The sequence below is a fragment of the Vibrio sp. genome (assembly GCF_048266485.1).
Classification (GTDB): domain Bacteria; phylum Pseudomonadota; class Gammaproteobacteria; order Enterobacterales; family Vibrionaceae; genus Vibrio.
The window spans coordinates 875470-899518 of the sequence record NZ_JBLWZK010000001.1 but is presented as its reverse complement, the minus strand read 5'-3'; the positions used below and the strand labels follow the sequence as shown (position 1 = coordinate 899518).

General features: G+C 41.1%; 24 protein-coding genes. 16 read left to right on the top strand and 8 right to left on the bottom strand.

The window, feature by feature from the left end; genetic code table 11:
• Positions 1–109: 109 nt before the first annotated feature.
• Entirely contained in the window at positions 110–574 is a 465-nt protein-coding gene (locus ACN0T8_RS04105) for a type IV pilin protein (RefSeq protein WP_417879364.1), read from the bottom strand.
• A gap of 102 nt (positions 575–676) precedes the next feature.
• On the opposite strand from ACN0T8_RS04105, the gene ACN0T8_RS04100 reads away from it, so the two are divergent.
• From ACN0T8_RS04100 to tadA, 5 genes are all read left to right on the top strand, one after another.
• A complete protein-coding gene (locus ACN0T8_RS04100) occupies positions 677–1192 on the top strand; it encodes a GspH/FimT family pseudopilin (RefSeq protein ID WP_417879363.1) in 516 nt (171 codons plus the stop codon).
• A complete protein-coding gene (locus ACN0T8_RS04095; RefSeq protein ID WP_417879362.1) occupies positions 1173–1793 on the top strand; it encodes a PilW family protein in 621 nt (206 codons plus the stop codon). The genes ACN0T8_RS04100 and ACN0T8_RS04095 overlap by 20 nt, the downstream gene beginning before the upstream one ends.
• On the top strand, positions 1793–3094 hold the full coding sequence (locus tag ACN0T8_RS04090) for a hypothetical protein (protein WP_417879361.1): 1302 nt from the start codon (positions 1793–1795) through the stop codon (positions 3092–3094). The genes ACN0T8_RS04095 and ACN0T8_RS04090 overlap by 1 nt, the downstream gene beginning before the upstream one ends.
• Complete coding sequence (locus ACN0T8_RS04085; protein ID WP_086961580.1) at positions 3084–3539, top strand: type IV pilus modification PilV family protein; 456 nt, start codon at positions 3084–3086, stop codon at positions 3537–3539. The genes ACN0T8_RS04090 and ACN0T8_RS04085 overlap by 11 nt, the downstream gene beginning before the upstream one ends.
• Before the next feature lie 75 nt (positions 3540–3614).
• On the top strand, positions 3615–4133 hold the full coding sequence (gene tadA / locus ACN0T8_RS04080; RefSeq protein WP_417879501.1) for a tRNA adenosine(34) deaminase TadA: 519 nt from the start codon (positions 3615–3617) through the stop codon (positions 4131–4133).
• Positions 4134–4225: 92 nt separating this feature from the next.
• Here tadA and ACN0T8_RS04075 read toward each other — a convergent pair whose 3' ends face one another.
• Together ACN0T8_RS04075 and mltF are read right to left on the bottom strand one after the other, a co-directional pair.
• Complete coding sequence (locus tag ACN0T8_RS04075; RefSeq protein WP_160117486.1) at positions 4226–4366, bottom strand: hypothetical protein; 141 nt, start codon at positions 4364–4366, stop codon at positions 4226–4228.
• Positions 4367–4595: 229 nt separating this feature from the next.
• On the bottom strand, positions 4596–6041 hold the full coding sequence (gene mltF, locus ACN0T8_RS04070) for a membrane-bound lytic murein transglycosylase MltF (protein WP_417879360.1): 1446 nt from the start codon (positions 6039–6041) through the stop codon (positions 4596–4598).
• Here mltF and ACN0T8_RS04065 point away from each other — a divergent pair.
• The 4 genes from ACN0T8_RS04065 to ACN0T8_RS04050 all read left to right on the top strand — a co-directional run bounded on the left by ACN0T8_RS04065 (position 6040) and on the right by ACN0T8_RS04050 (position 11578).
• Positions 6040–6384, top strand: coding sequence for a hypothetical protein (locus tag ACN0T8_RS04065; RefSeq protein WP_417879359.1), 345 nt, complete (start codon positions 6040–6042; stop codon positions 6382–6384). The two genes, mltF and ACN0T8_RS04065, sit on opposite strands and share 2 nt — an antisense overlap.
• A 106-nt stretch (positions 6385–6490) precedes the next feature.
• Positions 6491–10399: a phosphoribosylformylglycinamidine synthase gene (gene purL / locus ACN0T8_RS04060; RefSeq protein WP_417879358.1), complete on the top strand. Its 3909-nt coding sequence runs from the start codon at positions 6491–6493 to the stop codon at positions 10397–10399.
• A 206-nt stretch (positions 10400–10605) separates the two neighbouring features.
• Entirely contained in the window at positions 10606–11223 is a 618-nt protein-coding gene (locus ACN0T8_RS04055; protein WP_417879357.1) for a YceI family protein, read from the top strand.
• Positions 11224–11350: 127 nt separating this feature from the next.
• Positions 11351–11578, top strand: coding sequence for a DUF3622 domain-containing protein (locus ACN0T8_RS04050; protein WP_193001572.1), 228 nt, complete (start codon positions 11351–11353; stop codon positions 11576–11578).
• A 231-nt stretch (positions 11579–11809) separates the two neighbouring features.
• Here the strand turns inward: ACN0T8_RS04050 and ACN0T8_RS04045 are convergent, their stop codons facing one another.
• Entirely contained in the window at positions 11810–13780 is a 1971-nt protein-coding gene (locus ACN0T8_RS04045; RefSeq protein WP_417879356.1) for a RecQ family ATP-dependent DNA helicase, read from the bottom strand.
• Positions 13781–13867: 87 nt separating this feature from the next.
• Here ACN0T8_RS04045 and ACN0T8_RS04040 point away from each other — a divergent pair, with 87 nt between their 5' ends.
• From ACN0T8_RS04040 to ACN0T8_RS04015, 6 genes are all read left to right on the top strand, one after another.
• Entirely contained in the window at positions 13868–14353 is a 486-nt protein-coding gene (locus ACN0T8_RS04040; protein ID WP_417879355.1) for a GreA/GreB family elongation factor, read from the top strand.
• Positions 14354–14628: 275 nt separating this feature from the next.
• Positions 14629–15381 (top strand): DUF2884 family protein, encoded by a 753-nt coding sequence (locus tag ACN0T8_RS04035; protein ID WP_417879354.1) that lies wholly within the window; start codon positions 14629–14631, stop codon positions 15379–15381.
• A gap of 203 nt (positions 15382–15584) precedes the next feature.
• A complete protein-coding gene (locus ACN0T8_RS04030; protein ID WP_417879353.1) occupies positions 15585–16574 on the top strand; it encodes a DUF2860 family protein in 990 nt (329 codons plus the stop codon).
• A 78-nt stretch (positions 16575–16652) separates the two neighbouring features.
• Complete coding sequence (locus ACN0T8_RS04025) at positions 16653–16730, top strand: Solitary outer membrane autotransporter beta-barrel domain (protein WP_417879500.1); 78 nt, start codon at positions 16653–16655, stop codon at positions 16728–16730.
• Positions 16731–16832: 102 nt separating this feature from the next.
• Positions 16833–17120, top strand: coding sequence for a hypothetical protein (locus ACN0T8_RS04020; protein WP_417879352.1), 288 nt, complete (start codon positions 16833–16835; stop codon positions 17118–17120).
• 157 nt (positions 17121–17277) lie between these two features.
• Positions 17278–18741: a PepSY-associated TM helix domain-containing protein gene (locus tag ACN0T8_RS04015; RefSeq protein ID WP_417879351.1), complete on the top strand. Its 1464-nt coding sequence runs from the start codon at positions 17278–17280 to the stop codon at positions 18739–18741.
• 117 nt (positions 18742–18858) lie between these two features.
• On the opposite strand, the gene ACN0T8_RS04010 is transcribed toward ACN0T8_RS04015, so the two are convergent.
• The 4 genes from ACN0T8_RS04010 to tsaA form a co-directional block, all read right to left on the bottom strand.
• A complete protein-coding gene (locus ACN0T8_RS04010; RefSeq protein WP_417879350.1) occupies positions 18859–19047 on the bottom strand; it encodes a DUF4250 domain-containing protein in 189 nt (62 codons plus the stop codon).
• 17 nt (positions 19048–19064) lie between these two features.
• Positions 19065–19268 (bottom strand): YaeP family protein, encoded by a 204-nt coding sequence (locus tag ACN0T8_RS04005; RefSeq protein ID WP_027696857.1) that lies wholly within the window; start codon positions 19266–19268, stop codon positions 19065–19067.
• Positions 19269–19497: 229 nt separating this feature from the next.
• On the bottom strand, positions 19498–21213 hold the full coding sequence (locus ACN0T8_RS04000) for a proline--tRNA ligase (RefSeq protein WP_417879349.1): 1716 nt from the start codon (positions 21211–21213) through the stop codon (positions 19498–19500).
• Positions 21214–21305: 92 nt separating this feature from the next.
• A complete protein-coding gene (gene tsaA / locus ACN0T8_RS03995) occupies positions 21306–22037 on the bottom strand; it encodes a tRNA (N6-threonylcarbamoyladenosine(37)-N6)-methyltransferase TrmO (protein ID WP_417879348.1) in 732 nt (243 codons plus the stop codon).
• A 335-nt stretch (positions 22038–22372) separates the two neighbouring features.
• Here tsaA and ACN0T8_RS03990 point away from each other — a divergent pair, with 335 nt between their 5' ends.
• Positions 22373–23962, top strand: a complete 1590-nt coding sequence (locus tag ACN0T8_RS03990) for an AbgT family transporter (protein WP_417879347.1) — start codon at positions 22373–22375, stop codon at positions 23960–23962.
• Positions 23963–24049: the final 87 nt, after the last annotated feature.

The following is a 24049-nucleotide window of genomic DNA, read 5'->3' as shown; positions in this document are numbered from 1 at the left end:
TAACGTGAAGATACTAAGACCAGCTATTTACAGAAATATTTCTCAGGAGTTGCTTTTATTCTTTTTCGAAAAACGAGCAGCGCAGCGTCCGAGACTCGAGCAACGTTCCTCAATTCCAACATCCATCTACATTAACGCCACCTTTCTTAGCGCTCCCTACAGAGCCTGCATTCATCTCTAGCGTGCCGCATTTGTCTTTATCTTGTCCCAAGGCGGATTGTGGTGTGGCTTTAATCACATAATAATCAATGCCACTGGCACCGGAAGTTATAGAAAACTTATAACGGTCACTGTCGGTTTGGCAGCCTAGGCTAGAGTCACATGTCCCCGCGGTATTATCGATAATAGTGTAATCGTAACTGCCATTTTGGGTGCGATGTTGCTCAAGCTCTAACTGAATTTTCATCATATCGGACATGACAGCAGAGCGGTGACTTTTTAACACATGCTGTTGATAGCTGGGGTAGGCGATGGCGCTCAAAACACCAATAATCGCTACAGCGATCAATAATTCGATCAATGTCATTCCTTTTTGTCTTGTGCTTCTTTTTTTGCATCGATTTATTCGAATCATTTCTATTACTTCCTGTTAGAGACTTATGCCATTTTTGATAAGTGTTAGCATCACTGCAAGTTGAAATATCAAGATGTAACTAGTTGCAGAGGATTTTGGGGAATGGCTCGAGGGTTTACGCTAATAGAAATGCTGATTTCATTAATCGTGCTAGCGGTTTTGTTAGCTGCGGCCGTGCCATCGTTTAGTGGGATGAGTGAAAGATCAAAAATGCAAAGGTTAGCAGAGGAACTGCAAGGCTTTTGGGGGCAAACTAAATCAGAGGCCGTATTGAGAAACCAGGAGCTTTATTTGCACTTTGTACAAGATGGGGCTGCTTATGCTGGGGAGTGGGCATTGGTGGCCAATACTTCTCCAAGCACGCCTTCAGATCGTCATGCAGCGAAAGTAAATGCGTTAACCTATTTGGATGGTGCACCTTTTAAAAATATCACCGTCAACTTTACCGCTTCATCAACCACGACTACCTTTGACCGAGTGAATGGCCGCCCAACACAAAATGGCAATATCCAATTCTCGGTAGATTCAACCAAGCCTTTAATGTTGAAGTTTCATAATCGTAGTAGTGCGCGAATTTGTAGCGTGACAGGGGAGGTATATGGCTATCCGGAGTGTTAAGGCATTAAGGAAGTACCAAAAAGGTGTTTCTTTTGTAGAGTTGATGATTGCATCCGCGATGGGAATCATTGCTTTAATCGCCGTTGGTGGTGTTTTCCTTTCGAGTCAAAAAATTGCCGCTGAAAGATCTCAACGTCTGTTTGTTTTGCAGAGTATGAATGAAGCGTTGCGTTACATAAAAGAAGATACCCAAAGAGCTGGCTTTAATGGCAATAACGGGCAAAGTTTCATTTTGTCTGGGGCGAGTTCGATAATCGAAACAACCTCCAGTAGTTTAGCTTATGGATACCAAACTCAATTGAGTGGAGGTAGTAGCTTATACACTCAAGTGGCCTTTATTTATAAAGATGAAGCATTAAGAGTGTGTGAAAAATCAGTATCGACAACACAAACTTTCATCCCGTGTGGCACTTCGGCTAACCCATCATTTTCACTTCTCGATACAAATCGAGTTAAAGTCAATAATTTTGAAGTCGCCAGTCAGGCTTTAGGCTCTACAGTCAGCTCAGCACTTTATACCATCACTTTAACTGCCTCTTTGTCTGATGGTTCGTATCCACAAACTATGTCGACTCAAATTAAGCAAAGGAACTGGAAGTAATGTTTAATCACTTTAGCTCTACCTCCTTACTTTCAAAACAAAGAGGAGCCGCAACATTATTGGTGGCAGTGCTGCTACTTGCGAGTGTGTTGGTTCTTTCATTGGCGAGTTATAAAGGTGTTTTCTTTCAAGCTAAGCGTGTGCAGAATGAGATTGAGGCTAGGCAACTACATTGGAAAGGTGAAGGAAGGTTAGAGTGTGTGATGGCCAAACTTATTGATGTGTCATCCAATCAACCAAATTCAGTTTCATACAATGATTGTGATCAGCCCAGTAATATTCATATCACAAGACAAGGCACTTCAAATTTGTATACGGTTGAATCGAATGAGAATGGTTATCGAGTTGTCAAAGCGTTGCGGATACCAGGTGCCGGAACATTAGGAGCTATTACAGCTACTGCTGATTTATTTATGATCGGAGCTTTTGATATAAAACCACAACCGATTCAACTTATTTCAGCCCCTGATACCTATAGCTGTGTAGCCGTTAAATATTCAAAAAATATTTATTTGAACGCGACAAGTAATCTTCAAACAACTATACCTACATCACCAGACTTTCCTAGTACAAGTAGATGTGATTCAAGTTATCAAACAAGTATTAGCAATCCATCTTCGGTTTTAAAATTATCAGAAGAAAATAACCAGCTTGATGAGGATGGCACTCAACTATTATCAGAAAATAATTTTAAAGATGACTTTTACTACGACTCAGATTTAGATCCATTTGAAGACCTATTTGGTGTACCTAAGTCTGAACTATCATCCATAAAGAAGGAATTCACGGTTATAACTGGTGGCTTTTGTTCTGGCTCTGTATGTCCGTGTGACAAGAATATTGCTTCTGCAATTGAGAACAATAAGAGCTTGATTTGGGTGGATGGAACTTGTGATTTAGGTCCTGCGACACAAACTTTATCGAAAGATACGAGTGATGGGATTATCGTTGTCGTGCAAAATGGGTTACTAGGTTCTTCTGGGAGTGTGCCATTTAATGGTGTTTTATATCACTTAAATACAAATTTTTCTCCAAATATAAGCTTATGGGGGAACATGTCGGAGGGGTTATATATCACCGGATATTACACTCAAGAATTGAAAGATTTAGGTGCCCCTGTTCCTACTTTATTTATGAGAGGTTCGAAAGAGACAGATGGAGTGTTAATTATAGATACTCCAGGTTCTCTAGCGATGATAGACGCTTCTTCGAATATTTCTTATGATCGAAATAAAATAAACCATGCACTAAGTAGCTTATATAAGCCACGTTGGCTAAAAGGATCATGGCATGATTTCTAAACAACAGGGCTTTAGCTTAATTGAAGTGTTGATCACTTTTATCATTCTTATCGTCGGCATTATGGGGCTAATCAAACTGCAAACCTATATGGAAAGGCAAGCTGATTATGCTGAAAACAGTATTAAGGCACTGCACCTGGCAGAGTCTCAATTAGAACTATTTAGAACGCGATCTGTTAGTGGTGCGAATAGTTCATTAAGTGGAGCCAGTAGTACCGCAACTTGTGATGACGTAGGTTTTATGACTTTTGATTGTATTATCGATGGTACTAGTACTTCTGGGGCTTATACAACAATCTGGACGGTTTCTGGTTCATTCCCTATTCCTGGGGGAGTGGCTTTAAAAACTATCGAGATTGAAACTGGTTGGGATACACGTTGGAACGAGCGACAATCCGTTGCGCTGAAAACCATGATCTCTAAATATAATGAATTTGATAATTAAGTATTCTGGTCTGCATTTATTCAACATCGAGTGAATGTTCACGTATAATCTAGGCTCTACCCTAAAAGAGAGTCGATTGTGCTTGAAATAACCCCCTCTAATTTTACTGAACAAGATAAAGAATTTATGCGTAAAGCGATCGAATTGGCTGATATCGCGGAAGAGCATGGTGAAGTGCCTGTGGGCGCGGTATTAGTCAAAGAGGGCAAGATCATTGCCGAAGGGTGGAATGCTTCGATTAGTGAGCATGATGCCACCGCGCATGCGGAAATTGTTACCCTGCGCCAAGCGGGCCAAACATTACAAAACTATCGCCTGCTAGATACCACTCTGTATGTCACCTTAGAGCCTTGTCCTATGTGTGCTGGTGCATTATTGCATAGCCGAGTAGGTCGTATTGTTTTTGGTGCTTATGACTTAAAAGCTGGTGCGGCTGGAACGGTTTTGAATCTATTTGAAAGCCAAGCTTCTTATCATTACGCACAGGTAGAAGGCGGTTTATTAGAAGAAGAATGTCGTCATCAACTACAAGCTTTTTTTAAGCGTCGCCGAAAAGAGATTAAACAGACCAGAAAGGGAAATACAGAGGAGTGATATTTATCGACAAACAAAAATTCAATAAATTGTTTGTCGATATAGGGTGTGGCGGGTTTTTAAATTGTTAGTCTTGTTATTAGTGAGTATTACTAAACTACTTCTGACCAGAAAACATAAGAGCGATGACGCCATAGTACCTGTTTCTTATTGTTGGCTAGCATACGTTTTCTACGAGTGGTGTTCGCTTTATTACGAACAAGACGATTCATTGTTTTCTTTTTAGAGAACATAGTTATGCCTCCTTAATATCTATTTTCTATTATATTGATCTTCTTTATATCGTTATTTTATGACGTAACGATGACAGTTGTAGCACAGTTTATTTTTTCCAGCTAATCATTTTTCATAACCTAAATCACTCTTTCCAACGATGAATTCTATCTATGGTAAATAGCCCCAATCATTAGCGTTAACTAAGTCTTGGGGCTATTCTTGTTTTGTTACTTTATTTAGTCTTATTTAATTAGTTGATGGTGACTCAGTTGTTTCGTCAGCGCTTGGTTTCGCTTCACTGACCGTTGCTGGAATAACCTGAAAATCATCCCCTTTCGCTGGATCAGAATTTACCGGTTGATTTTCTGCTTCGTAACCAATGATCGTTTGATAGTAGCGACGAATATTTTCTACGTAGTTTTTGGCTTCATCACCTCTAGCAAAGCCATAACGAGTATATTTGTAATAACTTGGAATGCGTAATTTAGGCAATCTCTCTTTAACATCGGTCCATGAGTCAGGGTTACCCTTTTCATGTTGGGTTATACGTCTCGCATCCATCACATGACCATAACCTACATTATAAGAGGCTAGAGCAAACCAAATTTTTTCATGCTTAGGAATGGAATCAGGAATACGTTTAATCATACGTCGTAAGTACTCAACACCACCACGAATAGATTGTGATGGGTCAAGACGATTTTCTACATCAACCATTTTGGCCGTCGACTGAGTTAACATCATCATTCCTCGTACACCAGTTGGGGATTTGGCGTAAGGATTCCAATGTGATTCTTGATAAGATAAGGCGGCAATTAAGCGCCAATCAAATTCTTTAGAATAAGTTTGGAATAACTTTTTATATTTTGGAAGCTTACTGTTTAACGAGCGAATGAAGGCTCGTGTATCGACATAATCAAAACTTTGAATATGACCAAAATATTTTTCTTCTAAGCTAGCCAGTTGCCCTGATTGGTTGAATTGACCAAAGAATTCTAGAATTAAAGCATATAAAGAGTCATCATTACTTTTGCGAATGAACCATGAAATAGGTTGATCGTCAGTTAATTCAAACGCTAACGCTAAGTTAGGATGAAGTCTTTGAGTGATCGAAAGTGATACTGAGTCCACTACCGTAAAATCAATTTTCCCTTCGGAAACATCCTTTAATAAGTCTGTATTATCTTCGGTATCGCTACTGCTCCATTTTAAGTCAGGATGTATTTTACTAAGCTGCTGCAAGGTGTATTCGTATTGAGCTCCTTTAACTACGTGAAGTTTGCCTTTTTTGTCGATCAATTGTTGTAAGTTTCTTGGTCGCCAAGAGCCTTTTTTATAGATTACTTGCTGACTGACGTAGTAATACGCAGGGCCTGCATTGAACTTTTTTAATCGTTCTGGCGTGTGACTTAACCCCGCGGCGACAATATCAACCTCGTGGTTTTCTAAAGCAGGTAGTAAGCCAGTAAGATGATAAGCGGGCTTTATTTCCAATTTTACACCAAGTTGATCGGCAAATTTTTTCGCCAATTCGTATTCCAAACCGGTTTGACCGTCAGGACCAATAAAATAAGAAAGTTGATTGTTTAAGGTACCCACTCGTAAAACGCCACGTTCTTGGATCTTTTCTAAGTCAGTCATTGATCGGCTATCTGGCTTACATGCGGTTACTCCAATAAGGATAAATAGCATGAAAACCAAACGCTTAAAGTTGGAACAAGAAAAAAGTTTTATCAAAAGGAAATCTCATAAAGCCATTAGTAGCTACTTTATACCAAATGGCGACCATATCAGCAAAATTGAAAGGAGTTTTATACCCTTCGTACTTGAAACTGTAGCTTTGTTGACGGCGTTCATTTACCCCAATCGAATAGACAAGCTATGCTCATGGGGCTGCATTCACTTGTCGTCTTACTACAACTTCAATTACTTTGAGTATATACAAATGACCTTTATTGAAAAAAATACGCAAACGGTTGCTTTTGGTGTTACGTCGACATGGAAATTACTCTATAATACGTCGCAAAAGGGCTAGGTGAAATTGAAATCCGCTTTATATGTCCTGCTGAAGAGCGGTGCCTTCTGAACGGATTTCAATATCACTTTTCTTTTTTAAACAACTGCTAAAGAGACCTAAGCACATGAGAATTTTGCGTGGTTCCCCCGCTTTATCCGAGTTTCGTGTCAACAAGCTTTTAGAGCTGTGTCGTGAATTGAACCTACCTGTGTCTGGCATCTATGCTGAATTTGCGCATTTTGCAGACCTCACTTCTGAACTAGATTCCCAAGAGTTAGAAAAACTCGAAAAGTTGCTTACTTATGGTCCAACGATTGAAGATCATGAGCCACAAGGTCAACTACTTTTAACGACTCCTCGTCCTGGTACTATTTCACCTTGGTCATCGAAAGCGACCGATATTGCTCATAACTGTGGATTAGACAAAATCAAACGTCTTGAGCGCGGTACTGCGTATTATGTTGAATCTTCGGTTGAGCTATCTGAGCTGCAATTCGTTGAGTTAAAAGCATTACTGCATGATCGCATGATGGAAGTAGTGTTTACCAACTTTGAACAAGCACAAGCGTTATTTCAAGTGGCAGAGCCTGCACCGTTAACTGAAGTTGATTTGCTTTCTGGTGGTCGTTCGGCACTTGAAGAAGCGAACGTGACTCTTGGTTTAGCGTTAGCTGAAGAAGAAATTGATTATCTGGTTGAAAGCTTTACTGAAAAACTAAAGCGTAACCCAACTGATATTGAATTAATGATGTTTGCTCAAGCGAACTCAGAGCACTGTCGTCATAAGATTTTCAATGCAGGTTGGACCATTGATGGTGTCGAGCAAGAGAAATCTTTGTTCAAAATGATCAAAAACACGATGGAAGTGACCCCTGATAACGTGTTGTCGGCTTATAAAGATAACGCAGCGGTGATGACAGGTTCTACTGTAGGCCGTTTCTTCCCTGATCCGCAAACACGTCAATATGGTTACCATCAAGAGCAAGCACATATCTTGATGAAGGTTGAAACTCATAACCATCCAACCGCAATTTCACCTTGGCCGGGCGCTTCAACGGGGTCTGGTGGTGAAATTCGTGATGAAGGTGCAACGGGTGTTGGCGGTAAACCAAAAGCAGGTTTAGTTGGCTTCTCTGTTTCAAACCTTAAAATCCCTAATTTCGTACAGCCTTGGGAAACCGATTTTGGTAAACCAAGCCGTATCGTGACGGCGTTAGATATTATGCTAGAAGGCCCATTAGGTGGCGCGGCATTTAACAACGAATTCGGTCGTCCTAATTTATTAGGTTACTTCCGTACTTATGAAGAGAAAGTGAATTCTCATAACGGTGAAGAGATCCGTGGTTACCATAAACCAATCATGCTCGCTGGTGGTATGGGTAATATCCGTGATGAGCATGTTCAGAAGAAAGAAATTCCAGTTGGTGCGAGCTTAATTGTATTAGGTGGCCCAGCGATGAACATCGGTCTTGGTGGCGGTGCGGCTTCTTCAATGGCGTCGGGTCAATCAGCAGAAGATTTAGACTTTGCGTCTGTACAACGAGAAAACCCAGAAATGGAACGCCGTTGTCAAGAAGTGATCGACCGTTGTTGGCAGTTAGGTGATGCGAACCCAATCGCCTTTATCCATGATGTGGGCGCAGGCGGTATTTCTAACGCATTACCTGAGTTGGTTGATGATGGTGAGCGTGGCGGTATTTTCCAATTACGTGACGTGCCGAACGATGAGCCAGGAATGAGCCCATTAGAAATTTGGTGTAACGAATCTCAAGAGCGTTACGTAATGGCGGTTGCACCAGAAAATATGGACGCGTTTGATGCGATTTGTAAGCGCGAACGTGCGCCTTATGCGGTAGTGGGTGTGGCAACAGAAGAGCGTGAATTGAAACTAGAAGATTCTCATTTCGACAATACGCCAATCGATATGCCAATGGATGTGCTTTTAGGTAAAACGCCTAAGATGCACCGTGATGCGAAAACGCTAAAAGCCAATAACCCAGCGATTGATCGCAGTGGTATTGAGTTAAATGAAGCGGTTGATCGTGTACTACGTCTTCCAACGGTTGCTGAGAAAACTTTCCTTATCACCATTGGTGACCGCTCGGTAACCGGTCTTGTTGCTCGCGATCAGATGGTTGGTCCTTGGCAGGTGCCGGTAGCAAACTGTGCTGTGACGGCAGCAAGTTACGATTCTTACCACGGTGAAGCGATGTCGCTTGGTGAGCGTACGCCTGTTGCTTTATTGGATTTCGGTGCTTCAGCGCGTTTAGCGGTAGGGGAGTCAATCACTAACATTGCAGCCACTGATATCGGCGATATTAAACACATTAAATTGTCTGCTAACTGGATGTCTCCAGCCGGTCACCCAGGTGAAGATGCGGGTCTATATGAAGCAGTGAAAGCGGTCGGTGAAGAGCTTTGTCCTACATTAGGTCTTACTATCCCAGTGGGTAAAGACTCAATGTCAATGAAGACTAAATGGCAACAAGATGGTGAAGAGCGTGAAGTGACTTCTCCGTTGTCATTGGTGATCACCGCCTTTGCTCGTGTAGAAGATGTTCGTAAAACGGTTACGCCACAACTGCAAATTGATCCGCAACAGACGAAAGGCGAAACCAGCTTAGTTTTGATTGATTTAGGCAACGGTAAAAACCGTATGGGTGCTACGGCACTGGCGCAAGTTTACAAGCAACTAGGTGACAAACCTGCGGATGTGGATAACGCTGAGCAACTAAAAGGTTTCTACTTTGGTATGCAATCTTTGGTTCGTGAGAATAAGCTTCTGGCTTACCACGATAAAGGCGATGGTGGTTTATTTGTTACACTAGCTGAGATGGCGTTTGCCGGTCATTGTGGAGTAAATGCGGAGATTGCTGCTTTAGGTGATGATGCTCTCGCGGCTCTATTCAATGAAGAGCTAGGTGCGGTGATTCAAGTTCGCAATGAAGATCTTGAAGCGGTTCAAGCGGTATTAGCTGAAAATGGTCTCGCAGCGAGTTCACACGTGATTGGTTCGGTTGAAGCTTCTGATAGCCTTCGTATTACTTCTGGTAACACAGTAGTCCTTGAGCGTAATCGCACTGAACTTCGCACTATTTGGGCTGAAACGACTCATAAGATGCAAGCGATGCGTGATAACCCAGCTTGTGCCGACCAAGAGCATGCCGCAAAAGCAGATAACAGCGACCCTGGTCTGAACGTAAAACTAAGCTTTGATATTAACGAAGATGTTGCCGCGCCTTATATCGCAACTGGCGCGAAACCTAAAATGGCTATTTTACGTGAACAAGGTGTTAACTCTCACGTAGAAATGGCGGCAGCATTTGATCGCGCAGGCTTTGAAGCGAATGATATCCATATGAGCGATATCTTAACGGGACAAGCAGTATTAGAAGAATACCAAGGTCTTGTGGCTTGTGGTGGTTTCTCTTACGGTGACGTATTGGGTGCTGGAGAAGGTTGGGCTAAATCGATTCTGTTTAACGACAATGCTCGTGAGCAATTTTCTGCTTTCTTTGAGCGTGAAGATACTATTGCACTAGGTGTATGTAATGGTTGTCAGATGCTATCGAACCTACGCGATTTAATTCCAGGTGCAGATTTATGGCCTCGTTTTGTTCGTAATGAATCTGAGCGTTTTGAAGCTCGCTTTAGCTTAGTGGAAATACAAGAATCTCAATCTGCCTTCTTTAATGGTATGGCGGGTTCTCGTATGCCTATCGCAGTTTCTCACGGTGAAGGTCGTGTAGAAGTTCGTGATAATCAGCATCTACAAGCGATTGAAGATTCAGGCACTGTGACATTACGTTATGTGGATAATATGGGTAACCCAACTCAGCAATATCCAAATAACCCGAATGGTTCACCAAATGCGATTACTGGTTTAACGACGACGGATGGCCGTGTGAGTATTATGATGCCTCACCCTGAGCGTGTATTCCGTACGGTAGCCAACTCTTGGCATCCAGAGGAATGGTCAGAAGATAGCCCATGGATGCGCATGTTCCGTAATGCACGTAAGCATATAGGGTGATCGACTTTCGTAGCTTGAGCGCTTCGTTTCTCGTTACTTGAAAAAGATAAGAATAATACGGTCACTTCGGTGGCCGTTTTTTATATTGTCATAAAATTAATAATGCTCTGACATTGTTAATACTCAATCTTTACAAAAAAGGCATACACTATTAGAGAAACTCAACGAATAGATACCATGTTGTATTGAATGATAGGGAAGATAGTATGAAAACGTCAGTGAGTCAGTTTCTCTCAAAAACCAAAGTTTTCTCCAAAGTTACAGGGATCGCTTTAGGTTTAGCTTTTTCTCAGCAAGCTTTAGCATCGTGGCATTTAGATCCATTACATTCAGAGTTGCATTTTGTCACGGTTAAAAATACAGCTGTGACCGAAGTCCATAGTTTTCGTACCATTGATGGAATGATTAATAATCAAGGTGTGGTGGTCGTTGATATTGATTTAGCCAGTGTGAATACGCATATTGAAATTCGCGATGAACGGATGAAAGATATGTTGTTTAATGTGGTGAATTATCCAGAAGCGAGTTTAAGCGCTCAAGTCGATTTACAAGTGCTCAATGACATGAAAGTGGGCGAAATCAAAACCGTTCCATTGACTGTTGATCTTTCTTTGCATGATCACCAACAGAAGATTGACACTAAAGTCTTGGTTACCGCGTTAAGTGATGGTGCATTTCAAGTGAATACCCTTAAGCCCATTGTTGTAGACACGGCATTATTTGAGCTTACTGATGGAGTAAAAGCACTACAAGATGTCGCCAAGCTAGATTCGATAGCAACGAGTATTCCTGTCACGGCTCAATTTGTTTTTCAGCCTGAGTGAACAGTAGTAAACGTATATTAATATTTGCATCTTTTTAGCTGGATTTGTGCTCTAATGCGCACCTAATTTAATCCTATGTCAGAGCGAATGTTTCCTTGTTTGAGGTAGGATAGGTCAAAAGAGTCTTATGAGTAAAAAATACAGCTTTCAATTAATCGAGAAGCGTAATGGTTGGGCAGCAGAAATCATTCGTCATATTACTTCTCGCAGAACGATAGTTTCTAAACGTCAACTAGGTTTTGCGACAGAAGCTGAAGCAACTGAGTGGGCAGAAAAAGAGTTAGTGGAATTTCAAAAGATTCAAGCGGAACGCAATAAACGTCGTTCTGCTAGTAAGCGTAAAGACCAAGAGTAATATACCCGTCGTACTTGAAGCTACAGTTTTGTTGTCAGTGTTCATTCGCCCCAATCACATAGACAAGCTATGCTCATAGGGTCTCATTCACTTGTCGCCTCACTGTAACTTCAATTACTTAGGGTATACGATGATTTATCGTGATTATTTGAGCCAAGCTTAGGTAGTTCGAGTCCAATAAAAACGGCCACTTCAAATGAAGTGGCCGTTTTTGTTACTTACAAGTTAATCTTAAGCGCAGCTTTCTACCCACTGTCTGACTTGTGCAAATGGGTACTGTTCGAGCTTGCCATAACCATCCATTTTGCTTGCTTTAAGTTGAGTGCTTAATGGCGTGGCAATTCCACAAAGAAAGCGAGTTTGAGCCTCGAGGGTTAAAGTCCATTGTTGTGATTTTTCATGTTCGCTAAATGCTTCTCGGTAAGGTTTTAGCCAGTAATTAACTTTCTCGATCTCAACGTCATCTAGATAAGGTGAAGGCAGTGTTGCAAGCTTTCCACGACAAACACTACAGTGACCACAAGCATTTGGAACATCATGATCTAAAAAGTAGCTGGCGAGCTTAGAGCTTAGGCATGACGAGCTTTCAAACAAATTAATCAGAGTTTGAATCCGGTTTAGATCACCATGTTCCTTTTGCTTAAATAGCTGAGATAACTCTTGTGCGATCACCTGATGGTCATGTGTTATTTCTGGAGAGTTGAGAACCTGATAGACATCGGTAATTTGTTTGCTTTCTAACTCAATCAGTCCTTGTTCATGGAAATAATCTAAGGCTGCTACCACTCGAGAACGCTCGGCTTGATAACCCATCCACAGCGCATCAAAGTCAACACTGCGCCATGTCTTAGCGATTTTGGAACAGTTAAAAATCGCTTGTATAAACTGGCGTCTTTCAGCATGTTTTCCTTGCTCGGGGAAGCGCGACAAAATTTCACTTTCACTGGCAATATGCTTGAAACGATAATCGGCAAAGTAGCTATATTTGGCTTGAATGACTTGTTGTAGTTCGAGGTAAACCAGCAGCGTTTTTAGCGGGAGTTGGCGGATATTGGAATCGCGAGATAAACGAGTTAGCATCACTTCCCAGAGTCCAGAAGCACTTTGTTCATCAAAGATCAATTCCAGTAACCATTGAATCGATTGGGGATCTGGTGTGTCACCATAGACAAAGTTTTCTAGTACATTAATGCCCGATTTATTGGCAAGCACAGTACAGTAAGATGATTGCCCATCTCGCCCCGCACGGCCAATTTCTTGGGAATAGTTTTCTATCGATTTGGGTAGGTCGTAGTGCACGACTCGACGAATATCTGATTTATCTATTCCCATACCAAATGCAATGGTTGCCACAATACAAGGTACATCACCATTCATAAACTGTTGTTGAATATTTTGCCTAATGTCAGAATCTAAACCTGCGTGGTAAGCTAGAGCATTAAGACCATGGTGTTGTAAATGCTTAGCGACTTGTTCCGCTGTGTGCTGCAAGGTGACATAAACAATGGTTGGTAAACTTGCTTCGGTACAAAGAAGATCAACTAATGCTTGAGGTTTTTCATCTTCTTCGCAAGGTAGCACGCTGAGATCGAGATTAGGACGGTAGAAGCCCGTTACCGTAATGTGCTCTTTATCAATATTGAATTTACGGCTCATGTCTTCAATAACGCTCGGCGTGGCGGTTGCAGTAAGCAGTAAAACTTGTGGGATGTTTAAACTTTGGCAATAAAAAGGTAGCTTAAGGTAGTCTGGTCGGAAATTATGCCCCCACTCAGAAATACAGTGCGCTTCATCAACTACGAGCATTGAAATGGGAACTTGTGAGATAAATTGACGGAAACGTTCATTTTTAAGCCGTTCAACCGAGATCATCAAAATTTTTATCTCACCATTGCGAACTTGCTGCATAATGCGGTTGGTGGTTTCTCTATCTTGGCTTGAATCCACCGATGCGGCGGCAATGCCTTTACTATGCAAAAACTCGAGCTGATCTTTCATTAGCGCTAGTAGTGGTGAAATTACTAACGTTAGATGTGGCAATAAAATGGCTGGCAACTGGTAACATAGTGACTTACCTGAGCCGGTAGGAAAAATCGCCGCAGCAGAATGACCTGATAAAATAGTGTCGATGACTTGTTGTTGACCACCTCGAAGGTGTTCAAAACCAAAGTACTCTTTTAACGCTTGTTGAATCGGGCTCATAAAAATCCATCTGTAATACTGTCGTAAAGCGATGATGAATAGTAGCGCATTTAAAATAATTAATGAAAAAGGTTATCGAGCTTTTCTATGAATAAAGAAACTTTACATCAAGCGATCATAAAAGTTCTGATAGATATCCATGATGTTGCGTATCAAGCCACTCAAACTGCAATTAATGCGGCAACTGATAAGCAAAACATACCAGAGCATAAATACGATACCTTAAGCTTAGAGGCGGCGTATTTAGCACACGGCCAAGCGCAAAGAGTTCAGCAATGCATACAAGATCTTCAAGTATTTAAGGCTTTGCCGATTAAAAGCCTATCCAGTCAAGATCCCATACATTTAGGCGCATTAGTTGAGCTGTACGAAGAACAAGCTGATATCAATAAATGGCTCTTTGTCAGCCCTGTTGCTGGTGGATTGACGTTGGAATTTGAAGATCAAACCATTCAGATGATCACCCTTGATTCACCGTTAGGAAAGGCATTGAAAAATAAGCGGCTAGGAGATGAGTTTGAATTAAACATTGCAGGAAAAGAAAGGGGTTATGAAGTGGTGGCATTATTCTAATTAGAGGTATAGCTTGAAGTGGTTTGGATATATGAACATTTCACTTATTCTTGACGTTAAGCATCATAATCTTGTTATAGTTTATTTATATACTCATCGAACCTGAAACTTTGTTGACGGCATTTATTCATCCCTTTATCTCTTTGTTAAAAGAAGTCATAGGCGAGCTATGTCCATGGGGCTTCCTTCACTTGTCGTATCACTGTAACTCCAATTACTTCGGGTATACAATTCGATAACAACTGTATTTACTCATCTCTAATGAGGTTATTTAAATGAAAAAAACACTTTTGGCGACACTACTGGCACTGTATTCGTTTTCTGCTTTGGCTCAAGCGCCACGTTGCGATATTAATATTAATAATGAACTACACCTTAAAGATGATGTGGTTTCGGTTTATCAGCAAGGTAAGCCTAAAGTGGTAATTGATCAAAAAAATCAATTATTTATTAATGGTAAAAAAGTCGATTTGAACCAGATGCAGCAACAAATGGTTAAAACGTATCGTGAAAAAGTTAGCTTGTATGTACCAAAAGCCAAAGACATTGCTGATCAGGGTATTGAGCTAGCTAATGAAGTGATTGATGATGTGAGTGAATCTTTTAATGCTCCGGATTCATTCAATAACTTGAAAAAAGCCATGGGTGATTTCTACTCTGACGTTGAATCTCGCTACTACAATGATGGAGAGTGGGTATTGAAAAAAGATGCCGTAAGCGAAGCGATTGCTAATTGGAAAGCGGATTCTTCTGCAGCGATGCAACGTTTTAATGGGGAGTTTTTCTCAAGTGCATTTGCGGTGCTATCTGAAAAAATGAAAGCTGGTGGTAGTGTGAATTTAAGTGAACTACAAAACCAGTTGATTGATTTAAAAGCGAAAGTTGAAACGAAATTACAATCGCAATCTGTAGAACTACAAAAAGAAGCGGCAGGTTACTGTGTTGATTTGCAAGGTATCGCAAAAGATGAAGAAACTCTCCGTCAGCAAATTCCTGAATTAAAAGGCTATGAAGTGTTTGTGATCTAACCTTTCAGAACACAGCTTACTATTTTAAAAGCAATTCACTAATGCTAACTATTGAAAGGTAGTTGGCATTTTTTATGAGACTTAATAAGCAATTTAGTCTGTGGTTCAGGTATTCTATTTGTAGTTTTTTAGTAACTCAGTTATAACTTTTATGCGGTCAATGGATTTGCTTGATTTTAAAGAACATTATCTAAGGAATAGATATGAAAATTCAGCACGCTCTTGCTGCTATCTTATTACTTTCTTCATCGACAACCTATAGTGCTGAAGTAAAAGGAAAATGGCAGGAAGGCTTCTCTGGTAATGCAATGTTACTGTTTGGTGTGATTCAATCGGATTCTCAATCAGATTCAGGCAGTGAGACTTTAAATTCGTTAAATGATAAAGGTGAGACTAAATCAGAAGCTTTTATTTATCCGGTGGCTGCCAGTCAGGTTAATTACACCTTTCTGGGGGGAAATCAACAATTCTTCATGGGTACCAGTAATGCGGATATAGTCCTCGGCCGGCCGCATTTTGAAGTTGGTTATGGTCAGTATTTTGAGCAGATAGGCACTTTCAAACTGTCATATATTCCTGGCCTATTGAAGAGTTCGACTTGGGAAGACCCATTCTTAGTCGGCAGTAAACGACAAGAAACAGATCAACGTATTAAAGGTGTTCGGTTTCGATATCAAGAGATTTTAGGGACCGGAATTGGCTTTGAGTTGGCAGTGGGCCAGCGAAAAATTGATGATGAATTAAGTGCGAGCAATTATAGCTCGGATGTTCAATCTCAATTGGAGCGAGAAGGTGACCTTTATTACAGTGAATTTTCCTATTTGACGCCACTTACGCAACGATTATTCTTGCGAAGTTCTGTCGCTTATTTAAAACAACATACCAAAGGCGAAGCCATGGCATCGGATACTTATACCGGCCAGCTTGCTGCTGTTCAGAAATTTGATAGTTCACTTTTAACTATAAGTATAAAATTTCAGTACTCTAAGTTTGATGAAATTCATCCAATTTTTCTAGAAACACGGGAAGATGATAGCGTCGGAGTGCTAGCGACTTATACCTACGACAATATTTTTGGCTGGTCTGGTGTCGGTGTCGCGGTAATGGGTGGTTTTACAAAAGAAATGTCGAATTTGGATTTTTATCAAAGTGATAATGTTATCTTGGGGACTGGCGTGCGATATGTATTTTAACTCGGATATCCTTAAAGGAATTCATATTATGAAGCTCGAATAGGGGGTGCTTAGTTAAATGTTTTTGATTGGGATTTTATTGATACCGTTGGTATCGGAGTTAACTTTAACTATGGTAGTTCGTTAAGAGGGGGGAAGCTTGCTGTTCTATATTAACCCTTATAATGGGGGACGGTTATTGAACCAATGAATCTATACCGATTAAAAAACAAATGGTTTATTAAGCTCTGCTTGTTAAATTGTTTAGTTATTTTCTCTATGCCAGCCGTCAACGCTCACAGTGGCGTGAATGGGGTATGGGAAACACTTTGTACTTTTAACGGATTGAAATTAGTACAAGTTGAAGGCGAGCCAGAACATCTACAACCATCCTCTTCTGGTCACTGCGTTTTTACTTGTGCGTTAGAGGTTGATGTCAGTGATGTTCAACTTCGAAGCCAATATAGAATAATAAAAACTCTAGCTTTTAAGCAACCGCCACCGCCAAATGAAAGTGACTTTTATCCATTTGGTAGCCCACCTAGAGCCCCACCTCTGAATGCGTAAGTAACTTTATTCCATTTAATCTATTTTAGCTGGCATTGAAAGCTCAGATTAACTGACTTTTATTGTCTGTATTTCTGGCGACAGTCGAATTTTGGCCAGATTAAACGATTGATTGTTTAGGGTCTGTTGACCTTTAGTAATGATTTAAGGAAATATCATGCATTCTGCAACTCGCAGTGTTCAGCAAGGCGTGGCTAACGCTGCGCAAGAAAAAAGAAACTTCTATTTTATGGCTTGGCGTTGGCATTTTTACGCTGGATTATTTGTCGTGCCCTTTATGTGCATGCTCGCGATCACCGGGCTTATTATGTTGTATGGCCCGCAAATAGAGTCGGCTCAATATGGTGATAAGATTTATGTTGAGACGTTATCTTCTCAAGTTGAGGCGAGTGAGCAACTAGCAGCGGTTCAGTTAGCCTACCCTGATAGTACAGTGAAAGAGTTTATTCCCGCTCATGCTACCAATGAAGCCAACCGCTTTGCTATTGTAAAACCGGATGGAACGGGATGGTTTGTGTTAGTTAACCAATATACCGGACAATTACAGGGAGAGATTGACCGCGATAATTTATATGCTTTAGCCAATGACATTCATGGTACTTTATTGATTGGTGATTTAGGTGATCGGTTAATTGAAATTGCAGCAAGTTTAGCGATTGTATTACTCATCACAGGTTTATACATGTGGTGGCCGAGGGATAATGCTAGTAAAGCCGGTTTTTTCAAAATAAGGCTGCAAAGTGGTAAACGCATTTTTTGGCGAGATCTTCATGCCAACATTGGTGGGGTAATCAGTCTTTTTTTACTGTTCTTTTTGATCACTGGACTATCTTGGGCTGGAATATGGGGCGATAAGCTCGTACAAGGTTGGTCTACCTTTCCCGCTGAAAAATACTATGACATTCCGGTGTCGGACAAAACGCATGCCAGTATGAACCACGGCAATGAAAAAGAAGTTCCTTGGAATCTTGAGCAAGCTCCGATGCCGATTTCAGATAAGAAATTAGATAGTGAGCCTAAAGACGTTGATCTGCACGCGGCTCATAATATGGCTATGCCTAAAGCGCAATACAATATTGAAGCGCAAGATCTCGATACAGTGATAAACACCGGACAACAATTGGGTTTTGGTTACTTCCGAGTGATGTTACCAATCGATGATACTGGCGTTTATACTTTGTCTGCCGATACGATTAGTGGTGACATTCATGATCCAACCCAAGATCGTACCGTTCATATTGACCAATATTCCAAGCAAACCATTATCGATTTTAATTGGGATGATTATGCTCTAATGGCCAAATTTATGGCTGCGGGTGTAGGGCTGCATGAAGGCGAACTAGGCTGGTGGAATAAAGCATTAAATACAGCGCTTTGTCTAATGTTTATGTTTATCTCGGTGAGTGGTGTAGTGATGTGGTGGTTACGCAAACCTTCTGGTGCAGGAAGATTAGTGCCTCCGCCTATGCCAAAGGATACTCGATTATGGAAAACAGGAGCACTTGTGATGATTATTACTTCTATCACTTTCCCTATGGCAGGATTGGCGATTATCAGTATGTTGTTACTCGACTTTATTGTGTTATCACGAATTCCGGCAATGACTAGATTGGTTAAATAACCGTAAGTTTTTTAATTTGAAAAAGCCGCAGCACTCGTTTTCACAGTGCTAATTTGAAAGTGACTGCGGCTTTATTTTTGTTCGAGTTAAGAGAAAGATAGCCGTTATGGTTCGTGACTATCTAAATTGTTTCACTTCAGGTAAGTAATCAAACCCGGCACTAGCAAGTTTGTTGATTAAGGCTTGTTTATCAATATCAAAAGCTTTGACTAGGTTATCTAGATCACCATATTCGTCGCGTAATTTCATATTGACGATACTCATCAGCATTACTGGATCCATGTTTTCAAAATTGGCTAAATTCATGGTGGTTATCCTTAAGCTTAGTCTTCAAAATCTGAAATTAACAAATTGGCTGCAGCAAAGGCCGCGCGTTCACGTGTTTCTTTTGGCAGGTTTTCATCGGCGGCGATATCGTTGAAGGTTTTTACCGCGCAAGTGATGGCTTGAGGAATGTAGCCTTGATCGCCACTACCAATTTGAGCATAGAGTTCGCGAACTAAATCGCAGCAGTCATAAATTTTCATCATTTTCTCTGTAAAATTAAGTGATAAAAAAGGCGAACCTAAGCTCGCCTTTTTATTCTTCATTAATTATACCAACTCCAACAAATAATTGATCATCTTAGCTTGCTAAAAAACTCGCTAACTGCGTTATAAAATTTGTATGTAGAATCACTACTAACAGAAATTTTATGCCTTGTTATCAAGCTTTTTTTCTACGCTAATTTAGACCACTTATTTATCGGAATTGGTATTATTTGATTTGAGCTTTTAGGTGCTCGACGATGTTATCCATCGCAATCGCTACTTTGTCACCATTTTTGCGATCTTTATATTCAAAGTTACCTTCATCCATACTGCGATCACCGATCACAACCGTATGAGGGATACCGATTAATTCGATATCTTTGAACATTACGCCTGGACGCTCTTTGCGATCATCAAATAGCACTTCAATACCAGCTGAGATTAGTTCTGCGTATAGTTTTTCAGCTGCTTCTTTAACGCGTTCTGATTTGTGCATATTCATTGGAACGATAGCCACTTGGAATGGGGCTATCGCATCCGGCCAGATAATGCCAGAGTCATCGTGGTTTTGCTCAATTGCAGCAGCCACAACGCGCGTTACACCAATGCCGTAACATCCCATTTCTAGAATGACGTTTTTACCGTTTGAATCAAGCACACTACAGTTCATTTTTTCAGAGTAGTTAGTACCTAACTGGAAGATGTGGCCCACTTCGATACCACGTTTAAGTTGTAATGTACCTTTACCGCATGGACTAGGATCGCCTTCTACCACGTTACGTAAATCTTCAACTTGACCAAGCTCTACATCACGACCCCAATTAATACCGAAGTAGTGCTTGTCATCAATGTTAGCACCTGCGCCGAAATCATTCATTACCGCTACTGAACGGTCAACGATAAATGGTAGATCAAGACCAACAGGGCCAAGTGAACCAGGACCTGCGCCAATTAACTGACGAATTTCTTCTTCGCTTGCCATTTCTAAAGGCGCAGCAACTTGTGGTAGGTTTTCAGCTTTGATTTCGTTTAGCTCGTGATCGCCACGAATGATAAGCGCAATGATCGATGCATCGACTTCATCAGAGGCTTTAACGAAGAGTGTTTTAACGGTTTTTTCAATCGCTAGACCGTGCTGCTCAACAAGCTCTGCAATGGTTTTCGCATTTGGCGTGTCGACTAGCGTCATTTCTTGGCTTGGCTCAGCACGTTCAGTTGTTGGTGCTAGGGCTTCTGCTTTTTCGATGTTAGCTGCGTAGTCTGATTCGGTTGAGAATACAATCAGATCTTCACCGCTTTCTGCTAATACGTGGAATTCTTGAGAACCGTTACCACCGATCGCGCCGCTGTCCGCTAGTACTGGACGGTAGTCTAAACCCATGCGGTCGAATGCTTTACAGTAAGCATCGTGCATCGCATTGTAAGATTGTTGCAAACCGTCTTTATCGATATCAAAGCTGTAGGCATCCATCATTGAAAATTCACGAGAGCGCATAACACCAAAACGTGGACGACGTTCATCACGGAATTTGGTTTGGATTTGATATAGGTTCAAAGGAAGTTGTTTGTATGAGCTTACTTCGTTACGAACAAGGTTAGTGATCACTTCTTCAGCCGTTGGGCTAAGTACGAATGGGCGAGAGTGACGATCGGTAAAGCGAAGTAGTTCTGGGCCCATTTTTTCAGAGCGACCTGTTTCTTCCCATAGTTCAAAAGGTTGAACTACCGGCATTAAGGTTTCAATTGCACCTGCATTGTTGATTTCTTCACGAATGATGGTTTCAACTTTACGCAGTACGCGTAGACCGGTTGGTAGCCAAGTGTAAAGACCTGAAGCTAGTTTACGGATCATACCGGCACGTAGCATCAGCTGGTGGCTGATCACTTCTGCGTCGTTTGGAGTTTCTTTTAATGTAGAAACAAGGTATTTGCTGGTGCGCATTTTTGTACCCGCTTATTTATAGAATGTTAATAATTGAATGCCAAAATCAAAGAGGCAATTTAGCTTGTAATGATAGCAGCACTGAGGTTTTCTCAAAAGTGTTCGATAGAAGTTACATGGATGAAATTGCGATTTATTTCCAGATTATGGCGGCTGTCATCGCTTTCGACTTTAAATTTAACGTTTAGGTCGAATAAGTGAGTGGCGTACTCTTTATCATCCGCTTTATTTTTCTTGTAAGCCGGACGAGGATCTTGGGCTAAAACTTGCTCGATCACCGCTTGAATATGCTGACCATTTGAGTGTGCTTTCAAACGTAATTGTGCGGAAGTTGAAAACACTACTGGCAAGATATCCGGCTCACTCTCTGCAAACCCACCAGTGGCATCGGTAATCGAATCAGAGTAGGGGATGTAAGGCTTGATATCGATGATGGGCGTGCCATCCACTAAATCAACACTGCCTAGTTCAATCCAGGTTTGACTACCTTGTTGCGTAATGCCTTTTACTTTTACCGCAGACATGCCAATACCATTGGGTCGAAATGTTGAGCGTGAAGCAAATACGCCAATTCTTTCGTTACCTCCGAGTCTAGGAGGCCTAACGGTCGGCTTCCAACCTGCTTCAAGGTTTTGATCAAATAAGAATAATAACCACACATGGCTAAATTGCTCCAAACCGCGTATCGCTTCAGGTGAGTTAGCTTCACCGAGTAATTCAACCCGTGCGTTGGCGGCAGGCGCTAACCGTGGTTGCCTTGGCACTGAAAATTTTTCTTTATAAGGAGAGTGAATTCGTCCAATAGGTTCAATGGTAAATGGCATAGTATTAGTCTGCTCAAAAAGTGTTGGTTAATGATAACGATAAATAAACAGCGATGGAAAATAATCTACCGTTAATCAAGATCACATTTTTGACAAAGGGCTTTCGTTGATAAATTTCGTACAATTAGTGTAATTTTCAATCTATATAGTTCTGGTTTTTGTTGATAATTGGTTTTTTGTATCTTTGATTGTGGTTATTTTCTAATTTTATATTTCATTTTAGTTACACTTATTAACATTTTATGCTTTTCTGAATCTTATTGGTTCACGTACTCTAAGCGACCTTTTGTTATACCAGTGTTAAAAAACTGGATGTCATTGACTAGGAGGTCCCGATGACAACTCAAAGTTCGAGTAAGCCATATAACTCGAAGAAAACGCTTTTTACCCGCTTTCTAGATTCAGTTGAATACTTAGGAAATCTATTACCTCATCCCATCACTTTATTTGCCATTTTTTGTGTCGCTATCTTGATTTCATCTGGGATTGCTGGCTATTTTGGGGTATCGGTTGTTGATCCTCGTCCTGAAGGGGCAAGTGGCCGTTCTGCCGATGGTATTATCCATGTTGTGAGCTTACTTAATGCGGAAGGCTTACAGCTTATCGTGACGAGCTTAGTTAAAAACTTCACCGGTTTCGCGCCATTAGGTACAGTGCTTGTGGCTATGTTGGGTGTGGCAATTGCCGAACACTCAGGCCTTTTATCTGCTGCAATGCGTGGAATGGTGATGGGCGCGTCAAAGCGTATGGTGACGTTCACGGTCATTTTCGCCGGTATTATTTCTAATACTGCTTCTGAGCTAGGTTACGTGGTACTTATCCCACTAGCGGCGATGTTGTTCCATTCATTAGGTCGTCACCCATTAGCCGGTCTTGCCGCAGCGTTTGCAGGTGTGTCCGGTGGCTATTCTGCCAACTTATTGATTGGTACCGTTGATCCACTGCTTTCTGGTATCACGGAATCGGCAGCGCAAATGATTGACCCAAATTACACAGTTGGTCCAGAAGTGAACTGGTACTTTATGTTCATTTCAACTTTCTTTATTGCAATTGTGGGGGCTTTCGTTACCGAAAAAATTGTTGAGCCTAAGCTAGGTGAATACAAAATTGAAGAATCGTCAGAAGACTTATCGCAAGATAAAATGGGGGCATTGACTGCCGATGAGAAAAAAGGTCTTAAAGTTGCTGGTATTGCGGTTCTAGTTGTTAGTGCGTTACTTGCTTGGACGATTGTTCCTGAAAATGGCGTGTTGCGTAATCCTGTAACAGGCGAAGTGGCTGGCTCTCCATTTTTGAAGAGTATTGTTGCCTTTATCTTTGTCTTCTTTGCTATTCCTGGTTTTGTTTACGGTAAAGTAACAGGCAGCATGAAGAATGATCGTGACGTGATCAATGCAATGTCAAAATCGATGTCTTCAATGGGTATGTACATTGTGTTGGTGTTCTTTGCGGCACAATTTGTTGCTTTCTTTAAGTGGACCAACTTTGGTCAAGTATTTGCGGTTGGCGGTGCAGACTTCTTGCAAACTATCGGTTTAACTGGCCCAGCGTTGTTCTTTGCTTTCATCATTATGTGTGGCTTTATCAATTTAATGATTGGTTCGGCATCGGCTCAGTGGGCGGTAACTGCACCTATCTTTATCCCAATGTTGATGTTAGTGGGTTATGCACCAGAAACCATTCAAGCAGCTTACCGCATTGGTGACTCGGTAACGAACTTAATCACACCGATGATGAGTTATTTTGGCTTGATTCTGGCTGTGGCATCGCGTTATGTTAAGAACCTAGGTATTGGTACGTTAATAGCAACCATGCTCCCATATACGTTATGTTTCTTAGTGGGTTGGAGCATTTTGTTCTACATCTGGGTCTTCGTATTGGGTCTACCTGTAGGCCCCGGTGCAGCGACGTACTATACGCCTTAAAATATCGTCATAACGTCATTTAAAGCGTTAACAAAAATCCCCAAACGATGTTGAATCGTTTGGGGATTTTTTATGCTTGGGCTCTTG

What these genes read in the sequence shown, in the direction of transcription:
- ACN0T8_RS04085 (WP_086961580.1), top strand. Translation starts at nt 3,084, where the DNA reads ATGATTTCTAAACAACAGGGCTTTAGCTTAATTGAAGTGTTGATCACT.
- ACN0T8_RS04015 (WP_417879351.1), top strand. Translation starts at nt 17,278, where the DNA reads ATGCATTCTGCAACTCGCAGTGTTCAGCAAGGCGTGGCTAACGCTGCG.
- ACN0T8_RS04095 (WP_417879362.1), top strand. Translation starts at nt 1,173, where the DNA reads ATGGCTATCCGGAGTGTTAAGGCATTAAGGAAGTACCAAAAAGGTGTT.
- ACN0T8_RS04055 (WP_417879357.1), top strand. Translation starts at nt 10,606, where the DNA reads ATGAAAACGTCAGTGAGTCAGTTTCTCTCAAAAACCAAAGTTTTCTCC.
- ACN0T8_RS04100 (WP_417879363.1), top strand. Translation starts at nt 677, where the DNA reads ATGGCTCGAGGGTTTACGCTAATAGAAATGCTGATTTCATTAATCGTG.
- ACN0T8_RS04010 (WP_417879350.1), bottom strand. Translation starts at nt 19,047, where the DNA reads ATGAATTTAGCCAATTTTGAAAACATGGATCCAGTAATGCTGATGAGT.
- ACN0T8_RS04005 (WP_027696857.1), bottom strand. Translation starts at nt 19,268, where the DNA reads ATGAAAATTTATGACTGCTGCGATTTAGTTCGCGAACTCTATGCTCAA.
- ACN0T8_RS04075 (WP_160117486.1), bottom strand. Translation starts at nt 4,366, where the DNA reads ATGTTCTCTAAAAAGAAAACAATGAATCGTCTTGTTCGTAATAAAGCG.
- mltF (WP_417879360.1), bottom strand. Translation starts at nt 6,041, where the DNA reads ATGCTATTTATCCTTATTGGAGTAACCGCATGTAAGCCAGATAGCCGA.
- ACN0T8_RS04065 (WP_417879359.1), top strand. Translation starts at nt 6,040, where the DNA reads ATGAAAACCAAACGCTTAAAGTTGGAACAAGAAAAAAGTTTTATCAAA.
- ACN0T8_RS04030 (WP_417879353.1), top strand. Translation starts at nt 15,585, where the DNA reads ATGAAAATTCAGCACGCTCTTGCTGCTATCTTATTACTTTCTTCATCG.
- ACN0T8_RS04090 (WP_417879361.1), top strand. Translation starts at nt 1,793, where the DNA reads ATGTTTAATCACTTTAGCTCTACCTCCTTACTTTCAAAACAAAGAGGA.
- ACN0T8_RS04035 (WP_417879354.1), top strand. Translation starts at nt 14,629, where the DNA reads ATGAAAAAAACACTTTTGGCGACACTACTGGCACTGTATTCGTTTTCT.
- ACN0T8_RS04105 (WP_417879364.1), bottom strand. Translation starts at nt 574, where the DNA reads ATGATTCGAATAAATCGATGCAAAAAAAGAAGCACAAGACAAAAAGGA.
- ACN0T8_RS03990 (WP_417879347.1), top strand. Translation starts at nt 22,373, where the DNA reads ATGACAACTCAAAGTTCGAGTAAGCCATATAACTCGAAGAAAACGCTT.
- ACN0T8_RS04040 (WP_417879355.1), top strand. Translation starts at nt 13,868, where the DNA reads ATGAATAAAGAAACTTTACATCAAGCGATCATAAAAGTTCTGATAGAT.
- ACN0T8_RS04045 (WP_417879356.1), bottom strand. Translation starts at nt 13,780, where the DNA reads ATGAGCCCGATTCAACAAGCGTTAAAAGAGTACTTTGGTTTTGAACAC.
- purL (WP_417879358.1), top strand. Translation starts at nt 6,491, where the DNA reads ATGAGAATTTTGCGTGGTTCCCCCGCTTTATCCGAGTTTCGTGTCAAC.
- ACN0T8_RS04050 (WP_193001572.1), top strand. Translation starts at nt 11,351, where the DNA reads ATGAGTAAAAAATACAGCTTTCAATTAATCGAGAAGCGTAATGGTTGG.
- tsaA (WP_417879348.1), bottom strand. Translation starts at nt 22,037, where the DNA reads ATGCCATTTACCATTGAACCTATTGGACGAATTCACTCTCCTTATAAA.
- ACN0T8_RS04020 (WP_417879352.1), top strand. Translation starts at nt 16,833, where the DNA reads ATGCCAGCCGTCAACGCTCACAGTGGCGTGAATGGGGTATGGGAAACA.
- ACN0T8_RS04000 (WP_417879349.1), bottom strand. Translation starts at nt 21,213, where the DNA reads ATGCGCACCAGCAAATACCTTGTTTCTACATTAAAAGAAACTCCAAAC.